The 25,257-nt window shown below is 59.6% G+C and carries 25 protein-coding genes; 14 read left to right on the top strand and 11 right to left on the bottom strand.

The features are described 5' to 3' along the window. Positions 1-166: 166 nt before the first annotated feature. Positions 167-3,091: an aminomethyl-transferring glycine dehydrogenase gene (gene gcvP, locus FY528_RS11945; RefSeq protein ID WP_149071244.1), complete on the top strand. Its 2,925-nt coding sequence runs from the start codon at positions 167-169 to the stop codon at positions 3,089-3,091. Between the two features lie 116 nt (positions 3,092-3,207). Here the strand turns inward: gcvP and FY528_RS11940 are convergent, their stop codons facing one another. After that, positions 3,208-3,501 (bottom strand): hypothetical protein, encoded by a 294-nt coding sequence (locus tag FY528_RS11940; protein ID WP_149071243.1) that lies wholly within the window; start codon positions 3,499-3,501, stop codon positions 3,208-3,210. A 226-nt stretch (positions 3,502-3,727) separates the two neighbouring features. Between FY528_RS11940 and FY528_RS11935 the strand changes: the two genes are divergently transcribed. Continuing rightward, entirely contained in the window at positions 3,728-4,318 is a 591-nt protein-coding gene (locus FY528_RS11935; RefSeq protein WP_149071242.1) for a DUF4136 domain-containing protein, read from the top strand. A 77-nt stretch (positions 4,319-4,395) separates the two neighbouring features. Here the strand turns inward: FY528_RS11935 and lipA are convergent, their stop codons facing one another. Together lipA and FY528_RS11925 are read right to left on the bottom strand one after the other, a co-directional pair. Continuing rightward, a complete protein-coding gene (gene lipA / locus FY528_RS11930; protein ID WP_373281617.1) occupies positions 4,396-5,292 on the bottom strand; it encodes a lipoyl synthase in 897 nt (298 codons plus the stop codon). A 90-nt stretch (positions 5,293-5,382) separates the two neighbouring features. After that, the gene (locus tag FY528_RS11925) at positions 5,383-6,195 is read right to left on the bottom strand and encodes a hypothetical protein (protein ID WP_149071241.1); all 813 of its coding nucleotides are present in this window, start codon (positions 6,193-6,195) and stop codon (positions 5,383-5,385) included. Between the two features lie 92 nt (positions 6,196-6,287). Here FY528_RS11925 and FY528_RS11920 point away from each other — a divergent pair, with 92 nt between their 5' ends. Beyond that, a complete protein-coding gene (locus tag FY528_RS11920) occupies positions 6,288-6,695 on the top strand; it encodes an OsmC family protein (RefSeq protein WP_149071240.1) in 408 nt (135 codons plus the stop codon). Between the two features lie 103 nt (positions 6,696-6,798). On the opposite strand, the gene ytxJ is transcribed toward FY528_RS11920, so the two are convergent. From ytxJ to FY528_RS11900, 4 genes are all read right to left on the bottom strand, one after another. Beyond that, the gene (gene ytxJ / locus FY528_RS11915) at positions 6,799-7,143 is read right to left on the bottom strand and encodes a bacillithiol system redox-active protein YtxJ (RefSeq protein ID WP_149071239.1); all 345 of its coding nucleotides are present in this window, start codon (positions 7,141-7,143) and stop codon (positions 6,799-6,801) included. Then, positions 7,140-7,490, bottom strand: a complete 351-nt coding sequence (locus tag FY528_RS11910; RefSeq protein ID WP_149071238.1) for a hypothetical protein — start codon at positions 7,488-7,490, stop codon at positions 7,140-7,142. Before FY528_RS11910 ends, ytxJ begins: the two co-directional genes overlap by 4 nt. A gap of 90 nt (positions 7,491-7,580) precedes the next feature. Then, positions 7,581-7,892, bottom strand: a complete 312-nt coding sequence (locus tag FY528_RS11905; RefSeq protein WP_149071237.1) for a hypothetical protein — start codon at positions 7,890-7,892, stop codon at positions 7,581-7,583. Positions 7,893-8,033: 141 nt separating this feature from the next. Next, positions 8,034-10,022: an alpha-ketoacid dehydrogenase subunit alpha/beta gene (locus FY528_RS11900; RefSeq protein WP_149071236.1), complete on the bottom strand. Its 1,989-nt coding sequence runs from the start codon at positions 10,020-10,022 to the stop codon at positions 8,034-8,036. Between the two features lie 144 nt (positions 10,023-10,166). On the opposite strand from FY528_RS11900, the gene FY528_RS11895 reads away from it, so the two are divergent. From FY528_RS11895 to FY528_RS11880, 4 genes are all read left to right on the top strand, one after another. Then, positions 10,167-10,589, top strand: coding sequence for a hypothetical protein (locus FY528_RS11895; RefSeq protein WP_149071235.1), 423 nt, complete (start codon positions 10,167-10,169; stop codon positions 10,587-10,589). A gap of 161 nt (positions 10,590-10,750) precedes the next feature. After that, positions 10,751-12,028: a M16 family metallopeptidase gene (locus FY528_RS11890; RefSeq protein WP_149071234.1), complete on the top strand. Its 1,278-nt coding sequence runs from the start codon at positions 10,751-10,753 to the stop codon at positions 12,026-12,028. A 213-nt stretch (positions 12,029-12,241) separates the two neighbouring features. Then, positions 12,242-12,508 (top strand): hypothetical protein, encoded by a 267-nt coding sequence (locus FY528_RS11885; RefSeq protein ID WP_149071233.1) that lies wholly within the window; start codon positions 12,242-12,244, stop codon positions 12,506-12,508. 348 nt (positions 12,509-12,856) lie between these two features. Beyond that, complete coding sequence (locus tag FY528_RS11880; RefSeq protein ID WP_149071232.1) at positions 12,857-13,081, top strand: hypothetical protein; 225 nt, start codon at positions 12,857-12,859, stop codon at positions 13,079-13,081. 179 nt (positions 13,082-13,260) lie between these two features. Here FY528_RS11880 and FY528_RS11875 read toward each other — a convergent pair whose 3' ends face one another. Then, positions 13,261-14,697, bottom strand: coding sequence for a CehA/McbA family metallohydrolase (locus FY528_RS11875; protein ID WP_149071231.1), 1,437 nt, complete (start codon positions 14,695-14,697; stop codon positions 13,261-13,263). Between the two features lie 364 nt (positions 14,698-15,061). After that, entirely contained in the window at positions 15,062-15,481 is a 420-nt protein-coding gene (locus FY528_RS11870) for a carboxypeptidase regulatory-like domain-containing protein (protein ID WP_149071230.1), read from the bottom strand. Positions 15,482-16,182: 701 nt separating this feature from the next. Here FY528_RS11870 and FY528_RS11865 point away from each other — a divergent pair. The 4 genes from FY528_RS11865 to FY528_RS11850 all read left to right on the top strand — a co-directional run bounded on the left by FY528_RS11865 (position 16,183) and on the right by FY528_RS11850 (position 19,021). Beyond that, positions 16,183-16,914: a hypothetical protein gene (locus FY528_RS11865; protein ID WP_149071229.1), complete on the top strand. Its 732-nt coding sequence runs from the start codon at positions 16,183-16,185 to the stop codon at positions 16,912-16,914. Positions 16,915-17,124: 210 nt separating this feature from the next. Next, complete coding sequence (locus FY528_RS11860; protein ID WP_149071228.1) at positions 17,125-17,607, top strand: hypothetical protein; 483 nt, start codon at positions 17,125-17,127, stop codon at positions 17,605-17,607. Between the two features lie 99 nt (positions 17,608-17,706). After that, on the top strand, positions 17,707-18,756 hold the full coding sequence (locus FY528_RS11855) for a hypothetical protein (RefSeq protein WP_222931812.1): 1,050 nt from the start codon (positions 17,707-17,709) through the stop codon (positions 18,754-18,756). Positions 18,757-18,769: 13 nt separating this feature from the next. Next, on the top strand, positions 18,770-19,021 hold the full coding sequence (locus tag FY528_RS11850) for a hypothetical protein (protein ID WP_149071226.1): 252 nt from the start codon (positions 18,770-18,772) through the stop codon (positions 19,019-19,021). Between the two features lie 113 nt (positions 19,022-19,134). On the opposite strand, the gene asnS is transcribed toward FY528_RS11850, so the two are convergent. Continuing rightward, positions 19,135-20,538 carry an asparagine--tRNA ligase gene (gene asnS, locus FY528_RS11845; protein ID WP_149071225.1) on the bottom strand — a complete coding sequence of 468 codons (1,404 nt, stop codon included), beginning with the start codon at positions 20,536-20,538 and terminating at the stop codon, positions 19,135-19,137. 286 nt (positions 20,539-20,824) lie between these two features. Between asnS and rpoN the strand changes: the two genes are divergently transcribed. From rpoN to FY528_RS11830, 3 genes are all read left to right on the top strand, one after another. Further along, positions 20,825-22,399, top strand: a complete 1,575-nt coding sequence (gene rpoN / locus FY528_RS11840) for an RNA polymerase factor sigma-54 (RefSeq protein WP_149071224.1) — start codon at positions 20,825-20,827, stop codon at positions 22,397-22,399. Positions 22,400-22,479: 80 nt separating this feature from the next. Next, a complete protein-coding gene (locus FY528_RS11835) occupies positions 22,480-23,103 on the top strand; it encodes a hypothetical protein (RefSeq protein ID WP_149071223.1) in 624 nt (207 codons plus the stop codon). Positions 23,104-23,298: 195 nt separating this feature from the next. Further along, the gene (locus tag FY528_RS11830; protein ID WP_149071222.1) at positions 23,299-23,658 is read left to right on the top strand and encodes a hypothetical protein; all 360 of its coding nucleotides are present in this window, start codon (positions 23,299-23,301) and stop codon (positions 23,656-23,658) included. Positions 23,659-23,723: 65 nt separating this feature from the next. On the opposite strand, the gene FY528_RS11825 is transcribed toward FY528_RS11830, so the two are convergent. Next, entirely contained in the window at positions 23,724-25,097 is a 1,374-nt protein-coding gene (locus FY528_RS11825; RefSeq protein WP_149071221.1) for an FAD-dependent oxidoreductase, read from the bottom strand. Positions 25,098-25,257 lie beyond the last annotated feature (160 nt).

Raw genomic sequence — 25,257 nt, 5'->3', positions numbered from 1 at the left:
GTACCATCCCACGGGCCTACCAACGAAGCCCGACCCCGACCGGCGCGGCCGGTGGAACAAGCCGAAACTTTTGCGGGTTTTCAGGCTTAAGCATGAAGCCTTTTCGCGCTACCTTTGTTGGGGCTCTTCGCCGGGCCTGCTTGTTGCCACCCTCACCCATCCTTTTATGTTGCTGAAAACCAAGCCCGCCGACGTATTCGTGGACCGCCACAACGGCCCCGACAGCGCGGCCGTGGCCGACATGCTGCGCACCATCGGCGTAGAGTCGATTGACCAGCTCATCGACGAAACTGTGCCGGCCGCTATTCGCCTGAAGAAGCCGCTGAACCTGCCCGCTGCCCTCACGGAGCGGGCTTTTTTGGCGAAGTTCAAGCAGATTGCCGGCAAGAACCGGTTGTTCAAGAATTACATCGGCCTGGGCTACCACGATACCCAGCTGCCCCCCGTTATTCAGCGCAACATTCTGGAAAACCCGGGTTGGTATACCGCATATACGCCTTACCAGGCCGAAATTGCCCAGGGCCGCCTCGAAGCCCTCATCAATTATCAGACGATGATAATTGACCTGACGGGCCTGGAAATTGCCAATGCCTCCCTGCTCGACGAAGGCACCGCCGCCGCCGAGACCCTGCACATGTTCCACTCCCTGAGCAAGAAGAAGAATGCTACCCGCTACTTCGTCTCGGAACAAGTACTACCCCAAACCATCGACGTGCTGCGCACCCGCGCCACGCCCCTGGGTATAGAGCTGGTGGTAGGTGACCACCGCACCTTCGACCTCACCGACGAGTCCCTGTTCGGGGCCATCCTGCAGTACCCCGCCGCCGATGGCGCCGTGTACGACTACACCGACTTCATCTCGAAAGCCCACGACAACAACCTGTTCGTGACCGTGGCTGCCGACCTGCTGTCGTTAACCCTCCTGACCCCTCCCGGCGAGATGGGCGCCGACGCCGTGGTGGGCAACTCTCAACGTTTTGGGGTGCCCATGGGCTACGGCGGACCGCACGCCGGCTTCCTGGCTACTAAAGATGCCTTTAAGCGCGTCATTCCGGGCCGCATCATCGGCCAGAGCATTGATGCCGCCGGCAACAAGGCCTACCGCATGGCCCTGCAAACCCGCGAGCAGCACATCCGCCGCGAAAAGGCTACTTCCAACATTTGCACCGCCCAGGTACTGCTGTCGGTGCTGGCAGGCATGTATGCCGTGTACCACGGGCCGCAGCGCATCCGGCAGTTTGCCAGCAACGTGCACGCTCTCACCCAAACTCTGGCGGGTGCTTTGGCAAACCTGGGCCTGAACCAGCGCAACGAGTTCTACTTCGATACCCTGGACCTCAAGCTGGAAAGCACTGAGCTGCAGCAGGCTATCCGGCAGGAAGCCGAAGCGGCTGGTATCAACTTCCGCTACTTCGAGGAGCATGGCACCCCGCGCGTGGGCATTTCCCTGCACCAGAACACCGAAATTGAGGACGTGCGCGCCATCGTGGCCGTGTTCAGCAAGGTGTTGGGCAAAGAAGCTGCTGCCGTAGAGCTGCCGGCTGAGGTGACGGTGAACTGGCCAGCTGGCCTGATCCGGACCAGTGAATACCTGACGCATCCGGTCTTCAACACGCACCACTCCGAAACGGAAATCCTGCGTTACATGAAGCAGCTGGAAAACAAGGATTTGAGCCTGGCTCACTCCATGATTCCGCTGGGCTCCTGTACCATGAAGCTGAACGCCACCGCCGAAATGATTCCGGTGACGTGGCCGGAGATTGGCGGCCTCCACCCGTTTGCCCCGCGGGAGCAGGCCCAGGGCTACGCCGAAATCTTCACCGACCTGGAAAAGTGGCTCTGTGAAGTAACCGGCTTTGCCGCCGTGAGCCTGCAGCCCAACTCGGGTGCCCAGGGCGAGTACGCCGGTCTGCTGGCCATCAAGGGCTACCATGATGCCCGCGGCGACCAGCACCGCAACGTGGCCCTCATTCCGGCTTCGGCCCACGGCACCAACCCGGCTTCGGCCGTAATGGCAGGCATGCAGGTGGTGGTGGTGAAAAGCACGGAAGAGGGCAACATCGACGTGGAGGACCTCAAAGCCAAAGCCGCCCAGTACGCCGACAAGCTCAGCTGCCTGATGGTGACCTACCCCAGCACCCACGGCGTGTACGAGGAAACCATCATCGATATCTGTGAAACCATTCACCAGCACGGCGGCCGGGTATATATGGACGGCGCCAACATGAATGCCCAGGTAGGTCTTACCTCGCCTGCCACGATTGGGGCCGACGTGTGCCACCTGAACCTGCACAAAACCTTCTGCATCCCGCACGGCGGCGGCGGACCCGGCGTGGGCCCCATCGGCGTAGTGGCCGACCTGGCCCCCTACCTCTCCGGCCACGTGCTGATTGATGCCGATGGCCGCACGGCCGGCGCGGTTACCTCGGCTCCCTGGGGCTCGGCCAGCATTCTGCCGATTTCCTATGCCTACATCAACATGATGGGCGGCGAAGGGCTAACCCAGGCTACCCGCATAGCTATTCTGAACGCCAACTACATCAAGGCCCGCCTCGAAGAGCACTACCCGGTGCTGTACACGGGTGCCAACGGCCGGTGCGCCCACGAAATGATTCTGGACTGCCGCCAGTTTAAGAAGGCTGGCATTGAGGTAGAAGACATTGCCAAGCGCCTGATGGACTACGGCTTCCATGCCCCTACCGTATCATTCCCGGTGGCCGGCACCCTGATGGTAGAGCCTACGGAGTCGGAAAGCAAGGAAGAGCTGGACCGCTTCATTGAAGCCATGATCAGCATCCGCAAGGAAATTGCCGCCGTGGAGGCGGGCCGCGCCGACGCTAAGGACAATGTGCTGAAGCACGCCCCGCATACGGCCGCCGCCGTGCTTGCCCACGAGTGGACCCGCCCCTACACCCGGGAGGAAGCGGTGTACCCTACTGAGTATGCCCGTGCCCACAAGTTCTGGCCCACCGTGGCCCGCATCGACTCGGCCTACGGCGACCGGAACCTTATTTGCTCGTGCACCCCGCTGGAGCAGTACGTAGATGCCGAGGAGCAGCTGGTATCCACCGACAAAGGCCCCTCCTACTAGCCGAAGGATTTCTTTCACTTAGTAGCCCATACAGAAGAAGCCCGCGCAAGTTGCGCGGGCTTCTTCTGTATGGGCTACGTATGACGACGAAGAATAGTCAGGTATTCCTGGCTGAGCTATTTGCCGAAGCACTGCCGCTGCAGGTACCCGCTATAGGTTTTCCCGTCCTTCACCACGCGCGCTTTCATGAAGTAGTAGTCTACAGTATCCGTAATCTGCACTTCCGTGCCGGCCGTCACCGTCACGAGCTGAGGCGAGGTCTTGGTCATGCCATCGTACAGAATACACTCCACAATGGTACTGTGAGCTACAGGGTCACGATCGGGCTTGGTAGAAGTGGTACTTTCGGAAGCCGTGGTGCAGGAAGCAAGTGCTCCTACGAGCCCGGAAAACAGCAAAAGTCGACGCATAACGGCTGGAGTAGGTGTGGAATATCGGTGAAAGATAAGAGGAAAGGTATTTTCTGAAAAGAAATTGTTGCATTCCAAGACAATGGCATAGGCCAAGCGGAACGCAGCCCCGGGCAGAATTGTTAGAAAACAGCAGCCTGAAGCCACTTCACCGCCTTCGGGCGCGGTTTTGACTTTTTGCTCATTTGCTGAAAAACATTTCTTGTTTCTTCTCACTGTCGTTTATATGAACTCGTTCTCACGATTTTTCTCGCGGCCGGTGGCATTAGCCGCCGTGGGGCTGGCTTTGCTGCTGGGCAACGCGGGCTGCGCTTCTTCCAGCCGGGTGGGCGTTTCCTCCGACTTCGACCATGGCATAAACTTTCGCGCCTACAAAACCTGGGCGTGGTATCCGCAGCAGCCGGTGGATGTTGAAGGTGGTCCGGCTCAGGGCTACAACTCTTTTCTCGACCAGCGCATCCGCAAGGCCGTGGAAATAGAAATGAATAAAAAAGGCCTCACCCTCACGGACAAAAAGCCCGATGTGTATGTGGCCTACAGTGCTAAGGTAGAAGACAAGCAGCGGCTGGACCCGGCCTTCACTTCGCCTTACAGCTACCGGTGGTACAGCTACGGCACCATGCCTACTCGGGTAAATGACTACAAGGCTGGCACCGTCATCATCGACATTGTGGACGCCAATCGTAAGCAACTGGCGTGGCGCGGCCACGGTCAAGCACAGGTAGACCAGCAGTCTATTTCGGAGGAGGAAGTTTACCGCATTGTGGGCAGTGTTCTGGGCACCTATCCGCCCCAGGACAACCAGGCCCAGCGGTAATTCTGCTTTTCCTGTTCGCGCATAAAAAAGCCTGCTCTATACGGAGCAGGCTTTTTTTATTGGATGAGTTCCGGCGCTTAGATAGGAACATTCACGTGACGCTCGGCATGGTAGCTGGAGCGCACGAGCGGCCCGCTTTCCACGTACTTCAGACCGCGGCGCAAACCTTCTTCCCGGTAGTGGGCAAACACGTCGGGGTGGATGAACTCGGCCACCTCCAGGTGGCGCTTGGTGGGCTGCAGGTATTGGCCCAGGGTCAGAATATCAAGGCCATTGGCCACCAGGTCGTCCATAGCCTGGTACATTTCGGCCGGCGTCTCGCCCAAGCCCAGCATAATGCCCGACTTCGTGCGCTTGCCGGCTTCTTTCGTGCGGCGGATTTGCTCCAGGCTTCGGTCGTACTTGGCCTGGGGCCGCACCAAGCGGTAGAGGCTGCCCACCGTTTCCATGTTGTGCGATACCACTTCCTGCCCACCCGAAATCATCACGTCCAGCGCGTCCCAGTTGGCTTTCACGTCCGGAATCAGCGTTTCGATGGTAGTTTCGGGGCTGAGCTGCTTGATGCGCACCACCGTTTCGTGCCAGATGCTGGCGCCCCGGTCTTTGAGCTCATCCCGGTTGACGGAGGTGATAACGGCGTGCTTCACGCCCATCAGCTGAATGGCTTCTGCCACCCGCCGGGGTTCGTCGGTATCGTATTCGGTAGGGCGGCCCGTGGCTACGGCGCAGAAGGAGCAGGAGCGCGTGCACACATTGCCCAGAATCATGAAGGTAGCCGTACCAGCACCCCAGCACTCCCCCATGTTGGGGCAGTTGCCGCTTTCGCAGATGGTATGCAGCTTGTGCTCGTCTACGAGGCGGCGCACGTTGGCATATTCGCGGCCCACGGGCAGCTTCACCCGGAGCCAATCGGGTTTGCGGGGTTTGGCGGGAGCCACGGCTTCGGGCTGCACGATGGGCAGCGTCAGCAACATTTCATCCATAGAGCAAAGGTAGGAGGCAGCAGGCAGTTGTCAGCAACGCAGTGTTGCTTTCCAGAGAACAGGCCAGCCCTAAGACCGGGCTTACTTGCGGGTGCCGAGGTAAATCGTGAGGTAAACCGAGGTGAAGTATTTATTGTTCAACTGGTCAGCCGACACGGCGTTGGAGCCCAGAATGGGCAGGTTTTGGGGGTAAGCCTCAAACAAAAACCCGGTTTCTACCCCGGCTACGGCATCCCGGTAGCGGCCGTACTCAAACGTGAGGGCGCCGCGCACATGACCGCCAATCTGCGGCTTGGTTTCGTTGGCCCCGGAGAAGAGCGGAGCGCGGTCGTAGATGAAGATATCATCCGGCGAGTGTTTATTCGGGTCGTACTGTTCAATGCGAATGTCATCCGGGCCAATAGCGTTGTTGTCCGCGTCGCGCTTGGTGTAATCGTAGTAGATGTAGTAAGGCATCATCAGGGCCACCGAGGGGCCGATTCCGGCCAAGCCGCTGACCTGCACCCCGGAGTCGGGGGCTTTCCGGAAGATGACGCGCTGGGCGCCTATGGAAGGCCGCAGCACAAACGCGTAGTTGGTTTTGCCCGGCACGTAGATGCCGCCGGAATAGTAGTTCTGCACCCGCTGTTCCTTGGGGTGTTTTACTTCCACGACCTCCAGCATCCAGAACCGCGACCAATCGGCCGACAGCGACCGGGTGGAGCGGAACATGGCGCCGCCAATCATGCCCCCGTTGGTGTTGAAGTTGATGCCGTACGTCAGCTCCCGCTGGTAGGTGGGGGCGTCAGCGGCCGCGCCGCTACCCGAGCGACGCGCCTGACCTAGTGCCGTTTGGCTCCCCAGAGCCGCCAGCCCGGTTAGACCCAGTAAGATTCGGAAACGCAAAGCGCCCATAGTACAGCGAAAATCACTCATCGGATGACGGCTGCCGGGCAGCCCTTGTCGAAAGTACGTAAATTTACCACCTTTCAGCTAGCCTTTTTCCTATGCCCACTGCTTCCGTCCGGTACGCCGGCCATCTGCGCACCGAAGCTACCCACGTAGCCTCCGGTACCACCATTCTGACCGATGCCCCCCTCGATAACCACGGCCGCGGGGAGGCCTTCTCCCCTACCGACCTGGTAAGTGCCGCCCTGGGCTCCTGCATGATGACCATTATGGGCATCGTAGCCGAGCGGCACGGGCTGGAACTGGCCGGCACCACGTTTGAGGTGGCCAAGCACATGGTGGCCGAACCCCGCCGTATTGCCCAGATTGACGTGCAGTTTCACCTGCCTGCCGCCCTGGGTGCCAAAGAACGCGTGATGCTGGAAAACGCGGCCCGAACTTGTCCGGTAGCGCTAAGTCTCAACCCGGAAGTACGGCAGGAGGTTCAGTTTATTTACGACCTATAAGACCTTAGCTACCCAGCGGGTTCAGGTACCACACACCGCCGCCGCGCCGCCGACCTTTGTCAGCAACGCGGCGGCGGTGGATTGTGTGCGAAAATGGGACGCGCTAGCCGATGGCCTGCTGCACGTCGCTGAGGCGGATGCCCATGTGGGAGGCGTGGTAGCGGCACTCCCCCTGCTGAATGAGCAGCAGCTGGGGTGACTCGTGCTGGACGCGAAACTTCTGCGCGATTTCGGCGGAAATAGGCCGAAAGCGTAGTAAATCGAGGTAGTAGAACTTGGCGTTGGCCGGAGCAGCATCAGCCCACTGCCGCTCCAGGCGGCTCTTGGCCGTGGCGCTGATGGAGCAGGTAGTGCTGTGCTTGAAAATCAGTACCGGCTGCTCTTCCGATTCGCGGACGATGTCGGTGAGCTGTTCGGGTGTGGTAAGCGGAATCCAGGAAGCAATCATAAAGCAGGAGTAGCAGGTTGTTTTTTGGGGGCGCGTCGGATGGGCCGCAGCTTCGGAATCATGTTTTGCGCCGTAGGCAGTACGCGCGGAACGCCTTCGTGGTCGTACTTGTACTTGTTACGGCCGTCCTTTTTGCGGGGCTGGTTGGTGCTGTTGCCTGCTCGCAGCGACTGGCGCGTGACGCCCAGGTGGGAATCCTGGTACTGGTTTTTCTGCTTTTCCGCGTCCTTCAGGGCCTTACGGTTGGCGGCCCGCTGCTGGGCTGGGCTGGAGTATTCCGTTTGGGCCCGCAGGGGGCCGGCCAGCCACAGCACGGCAAGCAGTGCGAAAATAACCCGAAACATCATCTCCTTATTTGTAGAAAACCCAGCCAAGTGCGTGCAGAAAAAACGGTTGGTTCCCTGGGGCACCTCAACCGTAACCATAACGCCCGTGGCTTAAAAAACAATTCCAAATATTTTCCGCTGCCCCACTTTGCGCGTCAGCTTGCGGCGTTCGTATTTCTTTTGCTTGAGCAAGCCCTGCTTGTCGTAGCTTTTCTTGTCGGTTTTCAGCGACGACACGGCTTCCGACATCCCGGAACCGTTGCTATCGGCTTTGCCCAGCTTCACTTTGGGCTGGGGCGGCCCTTTGGGGTCGGGAATGCGGTAGCGGTGGCAACCCGTGCTCAAGGCCAGACACCCAACCAACGCCAGGGTGCTCACCGAAGAAAAAAACGTACGCGGGAATCCCAGCATCAGACTACGCATTGCGCCGCGGGGCGGCATTCAGACAGGGAAGATAAGTATTAGTTGTCAGTTGCCCGTTTTCAGTTACCAGTTGCGGAGGTAGACTACACGTGCTTTATAGTCTTGCGCTAGTAACTGAAAACGGGCAGCTGACGACTGAAGTTAATAGGCCAGCAGCTTTTCTACGGCCGTGCGCAGGCGCTGCTGGGGCAGGAACTGCTTTTCCAGGGAAGGCGCGAAGGGAATGGCCGTATCCAGGGAAGCCACGCGCTGAATGGGCGCATCGAGGGCAGTAAAGCAGTTTTCGGCAATCCAGGCGGCAATTTCTCCCCCGATGCCGCCCGTGAGCGTGTCTTCGTGGAGGATGAGCACGCGGCCGTTCTTCTCCACAGTCCGACGCACGGCTTCCTCGTCCCAAGGCAGCAAGGTGCGTAAGTCCAGGATGTCGGCGTCGAGGCTCAACTCTTCGGCTAGTTGAGTAGCCCAGTGCACGCCCATGCCGTAGGTGATGATGCTGAGCGTGTCGCCTTCCCGCGCCAGGGCTGCCTTGCCAATGGGCGTGGTGTAGTAGCCATCCGGCACGGGCCCGCTGATGCTGCGGTAGAGCATCTTGTGCTCGAAGTAGATAACCGGGTTGGGGTCTTCAAAGGCGGCGCAGAGCAGGCCCTTGGCATCGACAGGGTTACTGGGGTACACCACTTTCAGGCCGGGCGTGTGGGTAAACCAGGCCTCGTTGCTCTGCGAGTGGAAGGGGCCGGCCGCCGAGCCCGCCCCGGTGGGCATGCGCACCACCACGTCGGCATTCTGCCCCCAGCGGTAGTGGCTTTTGGCCAGGTTATTCACAATCTGGTTGAAGCCGCAGGTCACGAAATCGGCGAACTGCATTTCCACCATAGCCTTTTTGCCTTTGATGCTGAGGCCCAGGCCCGCGCCTACAATGGCCGACTCGCACAGGGGCGTGTTGCGCACCCGCTCCTTGCCAAACTGCGCCACGAAGCCTTCCGTCACCTTAAATACCCCGCCGTAGTCGGCAATGTCCTGGCCCATAAGCACCAGCTCGGGGTAGCGCTCCATGCTCTGCCGCAACCCGTCGGAAATGGCATCGACGAAACGCTTATCAGTGGCCGGTTGCGAGTTGCCGGTTTCCAGTTGCAGGGCAGTATCCGGCTCGAAGGGCCGGTACATGTCGGCTACTTCCTCTTCGAGGCTGGGCGTGGGCATGGGCACGGCGTCGGCCACGCGCAGGCCTTCTTCGATTTCGGCCTTGATTTGCTCCCGGAACTGGTGGCGCAGGGTTTCGCTGAGCACGCCCTCGTCCAGCAGCCACTTTTCGTAGTTGACTACCGGGTCTTTCTGGGCCCACTCCTCAAATAGCTCCTGGGGCACGTACTTGGTGCCGCTGGCTTCCTCGTGCCCGCGCATGCGGAAAGTGAGGGCCTCGAGCAGCACGGGGCGCGGGTTCTGGCGCAAGTCCTCGGCCAGGCGCTTTACCGTGTCGTACACTTCCAGTACGTTGTTGCCATCCACCTGCACGGCTTCCATGCCGTAGGCAGGGCCTTTGTCGATGAAGTAGCGGAAGCGGAACTGCTCCCGCGAGGGCGTGCTCAGGCCGTAGCCGTTATTCTCGATGATGAAGATGACGGGCAGCTGCCACACGGCCGCCACGTTCAGGGCCTCGTGAAAGTCGCCCTCGGAGGCGCCGCCGTCGCCGCTGTAGGTCACGGTTACCTTGTGGCGCTTTTCCAGCACGTCGGCTAGGGCAATGCCGCCAGCCACGGCCAGCTGCGGGCCCAGGTGCGAAATCATGCCCACGATGTGGTGCTCGTTGGTGCCGAAGTGGAAGCTCCGGTCGCGGCCTTTGGTGTAGCCGGTGGTTTTGCCCTGCCACTGCGCGAAGAGGCGGTCCAGCGGAATGTGGCGGCCCGTGAATACACCCAGGTTGCGGTGCAGGGGCAGGATGTACTCGTCCTCGTGCAGCGCCAGCGTGGAGCCCACCGAAATGGCCTCCTGCCCAATGCCCGAAAACCACTTGCTGACCTTGCCCTGGCGGAGCAGAATCAGCATTTTCTCTTCAATCAGGCGGGGTTTCAGCAGCCCTTTGTACAGGTGCAGCAGCTCGTCGTTGGCGTAGTCCTTGCGGTCGAAATTCATGGGATTCAGGCGGGTGGGAAGGTGTTGGGGGCCAAAAGTACGGGTTTGGGCTGGAAGGAAAATTATGCGCTTTCCTTTATGCAATTGGGGCAGCACCGGCATCTATCTTCGCAGCCAATCAGCCCAGTACTATCCTATTCCTGTATGACCCGATTGTTACTCCTGGGCTTTTTGGCCTGCCCCGCGTTGGCGCTGGCTCAGCAGACTAATCTACTGGAAAGCCGCCGCGCAACGCCGCAGCTAGCTTCGTCAGTTAACTTTCAGGCTCTTGCTGATACAGCAGCGCCACAACATCATACGTTCGGCTGCCCAGCTATTGCAGAAGCTATTATAACAATACCCCGCCCGATTAAGCCTTATCTCTCCCTGCAGGAAAACCTGCGCCAGGTAGCCGGGATTCAGGTAACGCCCTATTCCGGTGCACACAACCTGCTGGTGCTGTCCAAATACCGCGGCTACGACCCCAACATCAGCAGTGCCGGCGCCGACGCCAAGCAAGCCGGCCTCGACCACGCCACCTACCCCACCGCCCGCACCATCCTGCTGGGCGTGCAAGCCACTTTATAAGCGGACAGCAATTTTGGTTGGCCGCTACTCTTAAGCGTTTCGCGGCTGTCGCGCCACCTGATATAGCCAGCCTGTTCGACGGCGCGAAACTTCCCCTTCGCTTCCGAAGTTTTATCTTCACCCCGACGGGCCCGGTTTACTGCCGGCCACTTCATTTCTTTATGATTCAATTCGAAGAATTCACCCTCGCCAACGGCCTGCGCTGCATCGTCCACGAAGACCACAGCACGCCGATGGCCGTGCTCAACTTGCTCTACAACGTGGGCTCCCGCGACGAAGACCCGGCGCACACGGGCTTCGCGCACCTGTTCGAGCACCTGATGTTTTCGGGCTCCGTCAACATCCCCAGCTACGACGAGCCCCTGCAACGCGTGGGCGGCGAAAACAATGCCTTCACCTCTCCCGACATCACCAACTACTACCTTACCCTGCCGGCGGCTAATATTGAGACCGGCTTCTGGCTGGAATCGGACCGGATGCTGAGTTTGGCTTTCTCCGAAAACGGGCTGGAAGTGCAGCGCAAGGTGGTGGTGGAAGAGTTTAAGCAGAACTACCTCAACCAACCCTACGGCGACGTGTGGCTGAAGCTGCGCCCCCTCGCCTACCAGACGCACCCCTATAGCTGGGCCACCATCGGCAAGGAAATCAGCCACATCGAAAATGCGGTAATGGACGATGTGCGCGCTTTCTTCCAAAAGCACTATGCGCCCGCCAACGCTATCCTGGTCGTAGCTGGCGCCGTAACCCGGGCTGAGGCCCAGCGCCTGGCTGAAAAATGGTTTGGCCCCATTCCCGGTGGCACCCGCTACGAGCGCAGCCTTCCCCAGGAGCCCCGCCAAACGGCCCCCCGCTTCCTCGACGTTACGGCCGACGTGCCGGTATCGGCTTTCTACCAGGTATACCACATGCCCGCCCGCGCCGATGCCACTTACCACACCGTAGATTTGCTGAGCGATGTGCTGGGCCGGGGCAAGTCGAGCCGCCTTTACCAACGGCTGGTGAAAGAGCAGCCGCTCTTTAATTCTATTTCTGCCTCAGTATCCGGCTCCCTGGAGCCTGGCCTGCTGGTAGTGAGCGGCAAGCTCAACGCGGGCGTAACGCCGGAAGCCGCCGATGCAGCTGTTCGGCAGGTTATAGAAGAGCTGCGTACTACCCTTGTGCCGGCTGAGGAGCTGGAAAAGGTTAAAAACCAGGCCGAAGCCAGCATTGTGTTCAGCGAAATAGAGCTGCTGAACCGGGCCATGAACCTGGCTTACTGCAAGCTGCTGGGCAACGCCAATCTGGTAAACGAGGAAAGCGCCCGGGTGCAGGAAGTATCGGCCGAAGCCCTGCTTACAGCCGCGCAGGAAGTGCTGCGCCCCGAAAACAGCAGCACGCTGTATTACCGCGCCCGCGCTACGGTAGCGGTGCCGGAGCAGTTAGCGCCATCGGAAGTATAGGCAGCCTGCTTCTGCCGCACTCAGCGCTGGGCACAAGCAGCGAAGCCGTCTGCCGGATACCACCTCTCTGTCCTGGCTTGGACAAGGAGTTGGGGCAGGCGGCCCGCTTTTCTTGCGCGGGCAGGCAGGCAAGGTGGGCTTTCGTGCCAGGCCACTGCAACCCGTACCCGCGCGCTCCGTATTTCCTGAACGTCTTTCTTACTCACCTACACTATGAGCACTGAACTAACCCAGGATCTGGAAAAAATAATGCCCGAGGATATTGCCCGCACTTTTGAAAGTGCCTACCACGTCTTCCAGGGCAATACCGAACACGTAGAAGAGCTTCTCAAGCACGGGGGTGTGCTGTTGCGCAAGGCTACGCAGCGTTTCACACCTACCCAGGTAATTTTGGGTATTGCCGTGCTGGCAGCCGGTGCCGTGCTGTTAGCCAACCGGGCCGCCGCTCATCAGGACGATGAGCAGGACCAGCCAGCTTAACTAGCTTGTTGTTTTTGCCAGGGCCGCCCAGCTGAACTCAGCTGGGCGGCCTTATGCTGTACTGCCCACCCTTTGCATCGTTGGTCTTGTCCAGCAACGTATCTGTAGAGCACCAGCCAGCGTTGGCCGACAAACTGCGAAAAACCTACCCGCAAAGTACCGTAACAGATTTAGGATGGAGCTCAATAGTAGAAATCTACTATTGATCAAAATAACGAATTGATAAACAATTAATTATGATTTATTTAGCTCTTATCACACAATTATGTGAGGTCATTTTTTAGCACTTATGCAACAACGACCGTACAATTGCATCAGCAAAGTATCAACTAAAATTACTTAAGTACCATGAAAAATTTATCCGCATTTCTGCTCATCGGTGCTTTTGCTTTCGCCCTGCCCTTCGAAGCGGCCTGTGAAACCGTAGGGGCTCCCGAATCAAGCAAACCCCTAACCCGACTCAGCACTGATCTACACCCCGGGAAGCTGTTTTCCTCCCTCAACAAGCGGAAGAAGCAAAATAAGCGGCACAAAGCGGCAAAGCGCCGGACCCGCTGGGCCGTCAATGGCTAGCGGCACGGCCAGCATAGATGGAGCGTAGTTGACTCAGGCCTTGGATAGGGCCCTGGAATGCGCTTCTCCGCCACAGGAGTAGGTTATTTCCCGCTATGGAAGTTGGCCAGCAGCAAAAGACCTCCGGGCTGTATACTGTGGAGTATACGGCCCCGGAGGTCTTTTGCTGCTGACGGAGGCTATTGCAGCACGACTAAGCGCCGGTACGTAGCAACCCCATTCTGAACCAGCCGAACCGTATAGATGCCCGCAGGCAGGCGGGCAACCTGTGGACTGATTTGCACCGTATGCGGGCCAGCCGCCTGCCGGCTGTCGGCGGCCAGCTGGTGCACGGGGCGTCCTACTCCGTCCAGCACGTCCAGCGTTACCTGGGCCGGTACCGGGAGAAAGTACGACACCGAGAGCGGGCCGTTGGCCGGGTTAGGGTAGACATCGAGCTGAGCGGAAGCCAACCGGGCCGTTTGGCCAGCAGTAACTACGGCGCGGGTGTACCAAATGGGCGACGTTACCATCCGGTCGCCGTCGGCTTGCACGATTACTGCGTAGTAGTACGCCGTCTCACCGGGAGCAAGGGCGGTTTCGGTATAGCTGAGGGCATTGCCCAAGTTGGGAGCGGTAGCCACTACCGTGGCCAGAGTGCCACTGCCTGGCGTGCCACGCAGCAACGTCAGGCTCTTTATAGCTTCCCCGTCACTATCCGTCACTGCTACGCTAACTGCGGGGGCCTGCTCTCCCTCGGCTACACTGCCCATCGGGTGTTCATTGACTTGGAAGTGCACCTCGGCATTCCAGTCGTCGGAGGCGTAAAAATGTCGGGCACGCAGGGCTTCGAGCAGGTGCTGGCGGGTCAGTTCCGGCGCCAGCACCACGAGGCGACCCGCCGTACTCCGGCCAAAGGTGGTGTAGTGGTTGTCGTGGTCGAGGGATATGCCTACGTGGTAGCCCTTGGCCAGCAGCCGCTGATAAGTGCCCTCGTAGTTGCTGCGGGAAGGGTCGAGGTAGCTTATGTTGGTAGACATAGCCGGACCAGAGCGCATCACCGTCCCCACAACCGCGCTATCGGCCCGGGCGCTAAAGGGCGCCGTGCCGGCCAGGTTGCCATAGTCGCCGGAGCTGGGGTGCGCCAGCGTAGCAAAGGCCCCGGGGCGCTTGTTGATTTGTCGGAACAGGGCCTGATAGTCGTTTTTGGGCACGTACACATCGTAGTTCCCCGACTCCCAGTTCAGCAACTGATCCACCCCATATACCAGCACGTGGCCGCCGCCCGAAATGGTGCCCCACTCCATGCCGTAGAGTGCGACGAAGCTGCCAGCCACCGTCACACTATCGGCCTGGCGCAGGCCGCGGGCATAGTTGGCCCGCTGCATCCCAGCCGTGGCGTGGTTGTGCTCCGAAATACCCAGGAAGTCGAAATGCTCGGAGGCGGAAGCAAAGCCAAAATTTTGCCCGGGTGTACTGTACTTGGTGGTTCCGGCGTCCTTGTTGCCATCGGAATAGGCCGAGTGAGCGTGCAGGTTTCCGTAGTAGTGATGCACGGCCTGCGTTTGGGGCTGCTGGGCCCATGCAAGACCCGACCAGCAGCAGGCTGCCAGGAAAAGAGTACAAGTTTTTTTCACAAAGAAGCAATAGGAATGAGGCAACAGAAGCGCTGAGCAAAGCTACGCAATAGGCTGCATTCGTGGTTGATTCGTCTGCCCCCACCGGCCCAATTATTTACAGAGCCAGCGGTATTATCCAAAAACCAGTCCGAATACCTGTTTTTACTTCCTGTGCGTCCAGCCAGCCGTGAGGCGGGCAACGCGGCTGTGCTATCCGGGGCCCCGACAACGCGCCCAGTCATGGGGCAACCGAAGTCTCCTCCCAGAAACTGTACGCATAAAAGTCAGTTCCGGGAAACAGTAAAAAAGCCGGCGGCAGAAGTAATGCTTCTGCCGCCGGCTTACCCCAAACAAATGACGTTATCGTATCGAACCTGACTGCCTACCAGATCTTACCGGTAGAGGACGTTTTCTTGATGCGTCCATCCCGCTTAAAGCGGGTACCGGGCAGGGTATGAAGCGCTACGCTGGTAGCTTCACAGTTTACGAGGACCAGTTCCTGGGCCTCGTAGCCGCCCGCACTCACTTGCAAGCGGGCATTGCGCGGCAGCGGCGTTTTGGTCATGATGATATACCGCCCTTCGGAGTTGGTGATAAAGGCATCTTTGATACCTGGCACCTCCACCGTGGCTCCGGTCAACGGGTTGTTCGACTCATCGGTAACGGTGCCCGTCACGATGGCGCATCCCAACGCTTGCGCCGGAGCCGCCGTCGGCTCGGCGACGGTAGTCTGGGCAAACAGGGATGCCGGCGTCAGCAGAAACAGGCCAAGCCCAAAAAAGAAAGTAAAAGCGCGGTGCATAGGGCAAACAGAGAAAGGCAAGCTACAATATTTCCGGCAACTCCGGAGGGAATACCAAGGGCTGGGTGCCCAGCGTTGGCAAACACTGTACCAATACTGTGCATGCGGTTGCCCACGGCGGTGGTACAGGCCCGCCACTCAGGTCTCAAGGAACGACTACATCCACGCGGCCGGAAATGTTCGCCCTACGTTAAAAAGATACCGCTCCCAGCCTCGCTCCATTTTGCAGCCTGACGTAATGGGGCTGGACTACCCCACGATCTGCGAGCTACCGTCCCATGGTAGCCAGGGAGATGGGGCAGCTTAGCCAACCAGTTGCTTGGCGTCTGGCCGGGCCAAGAAGATAACGGGTTTATTTTCAATGGGATGACCGGCATCTGCTTCACTTTTTCACCTCAGCAAAGGCTGCTTTCGTTTTTGCGGGGTGCTATCTTGCCTGGCAACGCTATCCTGGGCGCTGGCACTGTGCACGGCGTGTGATAGTTCAGAGTTGGCAATGCTTGCTGAGCACCAGCACCAGCACCTCGCTGGTGCTGGTGCTCAGCAGGTCATTTACCCTAACCCACTATCAACCAGAACCCAGCCTCCGTTTTCGTGGCAGCTCGACTTCTTTTAAACCTTCCTGCCTATTTTGGTCTAAGGGCCAAATTATGGTGCGGCTTTTGCCTTAGCTTCAGCCTACCTCCTTTTCCCCTTATTCCATGAAAACGCTGCTGAAATCGGGCTTGTTATTGGCACTGGCGCTACTGCTGCACGGCACCCGCGCGCAGGCCCAGGTACACATTGATATGAGTGCCCCGTATTGGGGTCCTAGCGTAGGCCCGGATGTGCAGTACTACTACATCCCGGAAATAGATGGCTACTATGATCTGTATAACGAGCTGTACCTGGTTTTTGACCCGGTTTACGGGGCGTGGGTGAGTTCTCCGTACCTGCCCCGTGCCTACGCCGCCTACGACCCGCGCTTTTTTCACCCGGTCGTGATTCAGTACGTGGGCCGGCGGCCCTGGGGCTACCACCGGGAGCACCGCGCCTACTGCGACCGGTGGGGCGTACGGCCCGGCCGCTATTATGGAGCCCGCTGGCCCGGTCGCAACTACGTGGCCTACCCCCAGGACCGCTATGAACCAGGTTATTACGCCAGCCGCCCCCAAAACCAAGGCGGCTATACCCGCAATGACAACCGATACTCCCAGGAAAACCGTGGCACCTATGGTTCCCGCAGTGATAATCGTCGCGAAGAGCGTGCTGATGAGGGCCGCAACGGCAGCCGGAGCGAAAACCGCGGCGGCTACGCACAGCCCAATCCTTACGAGCGGGGTACCAGCCGGGGCAGCTACTCGGCTCCGGAAAGGCCGCAGAACTCAGGTGGCCCGGGCCGGCCTACTTCCCCCAACTCACATGGGGAAGGTCGGGGCCGGGGCCGCATGTAATATGCTGAACGTCGCTTCAGGAAAAGCCTCCGGCCTGCCGGGGGCTTTTCAGTATCTGCTCCGGACCTTTTCACGTACCCCAGTAACAGCCTAGCCGCACAGCGGCCTACGACTCATAAGATCATGTCTTCGGCTTGAGCCAGATAGCACTTGGCCTTATTCTTGTGAACTGCCGCGCATCCCCTTCCTTCTTTTAACCCACCTCTCCGTATGAAACTGCTTTCGAAACTGGCCCTTACGGGCGCATTCGCTTTATTGCTGGCAGGCGCTGCTAACACGGCCCAGGCCCAGATCAACATCAACATCAACACACCCTCGTGGGGCCCGGCGGCACCCAGGGGTACGCAGTACTATTATATTCCCGAAATAGGGGGCTATTATGATCTGCCAGCCCAGCGGTACATTGTTTACCGCAACAACTCCTGGACGCGGGTAGCCTCCGTCCGGGGCTATAACCCCGTAAATTTTCACCCGGTTATTCTTGATTACCGGGGAGGCCAGCCCTGGGTTCTGATTCGGGAGCACCGCGTGAAGTACCCCAAGGGGGGGCATCCGCACGGCATGCCTCCCGGGCAGGCCAAGAAAATGCGGGCCGTAGCGCCAGCCGGCCGCCCAGTGTATGTAGTGCAAGGCCAGGGCCGGGGCAACAATGGCAACGGCCATGGCAAGGGTCACGGCAAAGGCAAGCACTAATTCCTGATCTACATTCTCAAGAAACCTTTCCGGCTACCTGGAAAGGTTTTTTGCGTTATTGCGGGGCATGCTTACTTCGTTGGCAGCGTACCTTTCGATATGGTCTTTTCCTCTGCTGCCCAGCTTGGCCGTGCGCGCCACGAGGCGCCAGTAATCTTCCTGCTTGCTTTAGCCATGCTTACCAGCACCGGGTATGTGCTGCTGGTCAACCACGACGCCCATTTCGCGCCCGATGAGCTCAGCTACCTCCAACTGGCGCAGGGTGAGTTTACCAACATCCCCGCCATTCACCGCTACCGCGTTGTAATGCCTTGCCTGGCCCGGCTGGCGGCCGAGGCTGCTGTAGCCCTCCCCCGGCTCCTAGGCTCCGCCAGGCCCCTGCCGCTTGGCGCCAGCTTCTACCTGGTGAATAGTGCGGCGCTGGCCGGCGCGGCTACGCTGAGCTACCTGGCATCCCGGGCGCTGGGGGCCCGCCCGCTCCCTTCTGTGCTGGGCCTGGCTGCCGTGCTTACCAGTGGCATGGCCAGCTACCTTACAGGTCTGGCCCTGGTCGACAGCGGATTTATTGCCATAATTAGTTTGCTCTGGTTTGCGTGCTCTACCCGCACGCGCTGGCCCTTGCTGCTGGCCCTGGCACTAGGGCCGGTGCTCAAGGAAACCTTCGTTTTCTTTCTGCCAATGGCCCTGCTCTACGGGCGCTTTGCTCCTTTCTGGCAACGCCTCGCGGCGGCCAGCGGCGGTCTGGCGCTTTGCTGGGCTGTTCGTGTACTGGTAGAGTACCTGACACCTGGCGCCAGCGCCACTGTGCCCCTGGCCACGCTAGCCGTCGAGCACCTGGCGGCCAGCCAGGCAAACGTGTCGGCTTTATTCTCGGGGGCCGGGCTAGTGGCGCTGGCAAGCGTGTTCGGGCTCTGGAACGGCGTGGTGCTGCTGGGTTTTCGTAGCCGGGCTGTGGTGCAGAGCTGGGGGCCACTCCTGCCTTCGGGCACCGGCCTTTTCTTACTGGCGGTTTGCCTGCACCTTATCCTTTCGGGCGACGCGGCACGTATGCTCTACCTCACCTTCCCGGTGTTTGCCAGCACGGTTTCCCTGGTGTTGAACAGCCAGCCCTGGGTTGCCCGCTTGTTTAATCCTCCTACTGTTGCATAACTACTTGCTTCCTATGGCCACTCCCTCCTACACGCCCATCAGCTGCTCATTCTACGATGAGCTGGAAGCCCGCGCCACCACTGGCCAGCCCTGCACCCTCACCTACCGCACCGAGCCCGATACGCCGCCCACCACCTACCAGGGCATCATCCAGAACCTGTTCATCCAGGACAAGGTGGAATATCTGCGGCTGCAGGATGGCTTCGAGCTGCGCCTCGATGCGCTGGTAGCCGTGGATGACAAGGAATTGCGGAATTACTGCTGAAACCCTCGATTAATTCATTCGCACACAACAAAGGCCGCCCTTGGGCGGCCTTTGTTGTGTGCGAATGAATTGTCCTCAAAATCCGGGCGAATCCGTGGGTCAGAACCCGCGGGCTAAAACTCTGCGCTCTTGGGGAAGCGGGGGAAGGGAATAACGTCGCGGATGTTGGCCATGCCGGTGATGAACAGGATGAGCCGCTCGAAGCCCAGGCCGAAGCCGGCGTGCGGGGCCGAGCCAAAGCGGCGGGTATCAAGGTACCACCAGAGGTCCTCCTCCGGCACGTGCATTTCCTGCATGCGCTGCTGCAGCTTCTGCAAATCATCCTCACGCTGGGAGCCGCCGATGATTTCGCCGATGCCGGGGAACAGTACGTCCATGGCGCGCACGGTGCGGCCGTCCTCGTCCAGCTTCATGTAGAAGGCCTTAATGTCCTTGGGGTAGTTGGTGAGGATAACCGGCTTCTTGAAGTGTTTCTCCACCAAATACCGCTCGTGCTCCGACTGCAGGTCGGTGCCCCAGTCCACGGGGAATTCGAACTTTTGCTTCGCGCCTTTCAGGATTTCTACGGCCTCGGTGTAGGTAAGACGCTGGAAGTCGTTGTCCACCACAAAGCGCAAACGGCTGAGCAGCTCCTTGTCGTACTGGTCGTTGAGGAACTGCAGGTCGTCGGGGCAGTGCTCCAGGGCGTACCGCACCAGGCTCTTGAGAAAGTCCTCGGCCAGGTCCATGTTGTCCTGCAAGTCGAAGAAGGCCACTTCCGGCTCAATCATCCAGAACTCGGCCAGGTGACGGGCCGTGTTGGAGTTTTCAGCCCGGAAGGTAGGCCCGAAGGTGTAGACCTTGCCCAGGGCCATAGCTGCCACTTCGCCTTCGAGCTGCCCCGATACGGTGAGGTTGGTGGCCTTGCCGAAGAAATCCTGGCTATAGTCCACCGCGCCCGCCTCGTTCAGGGGCGGCTTGGTGTCGGAGAGCGTGGTGACGCGGAACATCTGGCCGGCCCCCTCAGCATCGGAGCCGGTGATGATGGGCGTGTGGATGTAGAAGTAGCCGTGGCTGTTGAAGTACTGGTGCACCGCAAACGACATGGCGTGCCGAATGCGCAGCACGGCCCCGAACGTGTTGGTGCGGGGGCGCAGGTGGGCAATTTCCCGCAGGAACTCCAGGGAGTGGCCTTTCTTCTGCAATGGGTATACGGCCGGGTCGGCCGAGCCGTACACCGTGATTTCCTCGGCCTGAATTTCAACCGTCTGGCCTTTGCCCTGGCTGGCTACCAGCTTACCGCGTACGGCAATTGCCGCTCCATTTTCCACGCCGTCGGCCTTCAGCTTTTCCTCCGGGAACAACTCGGCATTGGCAACTACCTGAATAGAATTAAAGCCGGAGCCGTCGTTCACGGCAATAAACTGCACGTATTTGTTGCCGCGGCGGGTGCGTACCCAGCCTTTTACCAGCACTTCGCGGTCCAGCTCGGTGCTGCGGAGCAAATCCTGCACGCTGGTTCTTCGGAGGTCGGACATGGGAAAATATGGTCTGCTAAAGAATGGAATGGCCGCAAAGGTAGGAGATTTGCGAGGCGGATTTTGCACCTCCTATCATCCTGGGCGAAGCGAGGCACCTTCTCGCATTAGCACGGCCAGCACATCAAAGGCTCCTGCTGACGTGAGAAGCTCATTCGCTCCTCGGGCGACAGATGGGGGATGATGGGCAAATCCCAACATTTTCCCCCGAACCGCAGTACAGAAAGGGCTATATTTGGCCTAACCACCCCGTTTTATCACCGGCGGGGCGTACGCACTTTGGAGTATGCAACGACTGGACATGAAGCAGCTTCTCCAGCAGAAGCTCTCCCCCCAACAAATACAATTCATTAAGCTGCTGCAGATTCCGACGGCAGAGCTGGAAGCGCGCATCAAAGAAGAGCTGGAAGTAAACCCAGCCCTGGAGGAAGGCGACGACCAGGACGAGGAGTTTGAGGAGCAGGACCGCGACGACGAAGACTTCGACAACGACCCCGATGCCGAGTTCGACAGCGACAACAGCACCCTGGACGAAGACTTTGACGAGCCCCGCGATGAGCAGCCCGAGGTAGAGCTGCCCGTGGCCGAAGTGCCGGAACCCGAGGAGCGCCAGCAGGACAACGACGACCTGGACCTGAGCGACTACCTCAACGACGACGAAATAGCCGGCTACAAGATGCAGGGCGACGGCCCCGGCGAGGACGAAGACGACCGGGAAATGCCCCTGGCCGATACCAGCGGCTCCCTGATTGACTCCCTGCTCGACCAGCTGGGCTTTGCCAGCCTCGATGAAAAGCAGGAAGCCATTGGCCGCCAGTTGATCGGCTCCATTGATGGCGACGGGTACATCCGCCGCGACTTGTCGGCCATTGCCAATGACTTGGCTTTCTCGCAGAACCTGGAAACCTCGGTGCCGGAGATTGAGGCCGTGCTGCGCGTGATTCAGAGCTTCGACCCGGCCGGTATTGGCGCGCGTGACCTGCAGGAGTGCCTGCTGCTCCAGTTGGAGCGCCGCCACCAAGACGACCCCGACGTGGAGCATGCTGAGCGCATCATCACCGATACGTTCGAAGAATTTACCAAGAAGCACTACTCCCGCATCCAGCAGCGCCTGGACCTGGAAGACGATGAGCTGAAAGACGCCATTGCCCTGATTCTGAAGCTGAACCCCAAGCCCGGCGGCACCGGTCCCGTGGGCATGGGCAAGGTGCAGTACATCATCCCCGACTTTATCCTGACCAACGACAACGGCCAGCTGAACCTGACCCTGAACGCCCGCAACGCCCCGGAGCTGCGCGTGAGCCCCGCGTACACGGAAATGTTTCAGGCCTACGACAAGGCGTCGAAGAAAGACGCCAAGATGAAGGAGGCTGTGACCTTCGTGAAGCAGAAGCTGGACTCGGCCAAGTGGTTTATCGACGCCATTCGGCAGCGCCAGAATACGCTCCTGCGCACCATGGACTCCATTGTGAGGTACCAGCACGACTTCTTCCTGGAAGGTGATGAAAGCAAGCTGCGCCCCATGATCCTGAAGGACATTGCCCAGGAAATCGGGATGGATATTTCAACGGTGAGCCGGGTGGCCAACTCCAAAGCCGTGCAGACGGAGTTTGGCATTTACCCGCTTAAGTACTTCTTTTCCGAAGGCATTGCCACCGACTCGGGCGAGGATGCGTCGAGCCGGGAAGTCAAGCATATTCTCAAGGAAATCATTGAGGGCGAAAGCAAGTCCCGCCCCCTCTCCGACGACAAGCTGGAGAAAATGCTGAACGCCCGTGGCTACAACATTGCCCGCCGCACGGTAGCCAAGTATCGGGAGCAACTCAACATTCCGGTAGCGCGTCTTCGCAAAGAGCTCTAAGAAAAAAGCCGGCAGCTGCCGGCTTTTTTCTGGCCTCCCGCCGGGGGTGTATCTTGCGCAGTCTGCTTACTCTGCCTTCTTTGAAGCACGCTGCTGCTACCTTCTTTTCCGTTGTATTTCACCCGCTGCTGGTACCCACCTACTTGGCGGCTCTGGTCGTTATTGGCTCAACGCCAACCCAGTCTTCGGGGAGCCTGACCCTAGGGGTAGTAGCCGGATGCACGTTTGGGCTGCCGGCTCTAGGCACCGGGCTGCTTTACTACCGGGGGCGGCTGGAGTCATTCATGTTGCAGGAGCGGCGCCAGCGGTACGGGCCACTGCTGCTCACAGCCTGCTGCTTTGGGCTGGCAACCTACTTGGTTACGAATTCCCCCGGCGTGCCTCGCCTGCTACCGCTGCTGCTCGGGGGCATGACGGTAGCCGTGCTGCTTACTTTTCTGATTACGTTCTGGTGGAAGATCAGTGCCCACGGCGTGGGGATGGGCGGTGCTTTGGCAACCTTGCTAATGCTGGGGTGGCCCTCGTGGGGGTGGGCGGCCCTGTTTGGCTTGGCGTTAGGGCTTACTGCCGCCGCCGCCGTGGCCTGGGCTAGGCTTGCTCTACAGGCGCACACGCGTGCCCAAGTATGGGCAGGACTACTGCTGGGGCTAACTACCGGGCTTGCGGTAATACTATTCGGCGGTGCTTTTTCGTTTGGCTCCTAGACTGGTCCTTGCGCTACTCAGCAAAGACACACAGAGAGAATTACGGAAGAATAGCCTAAAAACCCGGGCTGATCCAAACAAAACATTAACTTTGTAAAGTGCAAGGGAAGTTCTCTTGTTGCTCCTTCAACTGCTGCTATGCCTTTGCTTCGCTCATTTTCCTTGCTTTTGCTGGTTTTGGGGAGCCTGTTACCCATGGCAAGCCGGGCCCAGACTGTTGGGCCGCCCACATTCGTCAATCAGCCAGATGCCGCGCCCCAACCGGGTATTTCGCGGCAGCGGGCTCATCAGCTGGCCGCCTACTTGGCCGATGCGCTTGATTTAAGCGCTGAGCAGCGCCGACAAGTGGAACGCTGCACCTACGTGCACCTGCGCCAGCAGCAGCGCACCGCCCACCACTTACTAGACCGGCTACCGGGTGCCCAGCGCCGCGCCGAGCGCCGCTATCTGGCTTCGCTGGGTCGGGTACTGCGCCCCAGCCAACTGGCTACCTACTTCTGGCTGGCCGATCAGCAGCCAATGGCCGTGGTGCGGCTTAGCTCCCCCCGATTCTAAGCATTTTCGCTACAAAGCAGCTTTTGCGGCCCGGTTGGCAATGCGCCAGCCGGGCCGTACCTCTTTTACTGCATAGCAGCCATCTCCCGGGCAATGAGTTGCTGCACCTCCGGGCGGTCATAATCTTCCTCCGCCTGAATGTGCGGCATCAGGCGGGCCATGATGCGGTCCTGACGCTGGCCACTGGTCCAGGCTTCGGCGTAGGGTGTGTGCGAGAACGTGACCTGCGGATACAAGGGCACCCATTGGTCGGGGTACTGCGCCGATAGTTTACTTTCGATTTTCTTCTGCAGCAGAAACCGGGGGTCGGCCACCCGGTCGCGCATCTCCTCAAAGTTGTAGATGGCCATTTCGGCCATGGCGTCGGTGTTGGGCTTGCGCTGCTGCTCAAAGGCCTTGAATACGGCCGCCCAGTCGGGGCCCAGCTGGCCGAGCAGCTCGTTGAGTACAGTGCAGTCCTCGAAGCCGGCATTCATGCCCTGGCCATAGAACGGCACAATGGCGTGAGCAGCATCGCCCAGCAGCAGCACGGAGTCCTGGTACGACCAGGGAAAGCAGCGCACCGTTACCAGGGAACCCGTGGGGTTCTGAAAAAAGTCTTCCACCAGCTCCGGCATCAGGGGTGTGGCATCGGGGAATACTTCTTCGAAGAAAGCCCGCACCTGCTCTTCGGTTTGCAGAGCGGCAAACGAGTGGGGCCCTTCATAGGGAAAGAACAGCGTGCAGGTGAAGGTCCCGTCGAGGTTGGGCAGCGCAATCATCATGTACTGCCCCCGGGGCCAGATGTGCAGGGCGTGCTTTTCCAACTGCCAGGTGCCCCCGGGGCCAGCCGCAATGTTCAGCTCCTTGTAGCCATACTCCAGGTAGCTCTGGGAGTAATCGAACCGGTCGGTTTTCTGCAGGGCACCACGCACGGCGGAGTAGGCCCCATCCACCCCAAACAGGCGGGCATACGGCTGTTCCGCAACGGTGCCGGTAGCACCGTCGCGCACTTCCAGCAGTTGGTTGCGCACGTCTACGCTCAGGCACTGCTGCTCGAAGCGCACCTGCACGCCCGCCTCCTGCTCTACCAGGTCCAGCAGCGTCCGGTTGAGTCCGGCCCGGGAAACGGAGTAGATAGCCTGATCCTGCTTGCCGTAGGCCTGGGACGTGAGGCGGCCCTGCTGGTCGTGCATCACGCGGCCGTACATGGGAATGCCCACCTGCCGGATCTGCTCAGCAATGCCCACGCCCTCCAGGGCCCGCCACCCCCGGTCCGACAAAGCCAGGTTGATGGAGCGTCCTTCCTGGGCCCCGGCCAGCCGCGGGTCGGGGCGCCGCTCCAGCATGTTTACAGTGTGCCCGTGCCGGGCCAGGTATAAGGAAAGCAACGAGCCAACGAGGCCGCCACCAAGAATGGTAACGGCCGCGGGAGCAGCAGGGTGGGCAATAGCAGGCATAGCGCGAGGCAAAAGTCGGAAACGCAATCTAAGACGAACCACAGGAACTTACGAGGTCCGAGCTACAACGGCCAGCCTGAGTGCCGAAAAGCATTCAAGTGCCGGAAGTATAATATTCGTTTCTAGCAGTTTTTTAATATATTTCTAGGCAGACCGACCG

Source organism: Hymenobacter lutimineralis (assembly GCF_008271285.1).
Taxonomy (GTDB): Bacteria; Bacteroidota; Bacteroidia; order Cytophagales; family Hymenobacteraceae; genus Hymenobacter; species Hymenobacter lutimineralis.
This window is presented reverse-complemented; position numbering and strand designations above follow the sequence as displayed.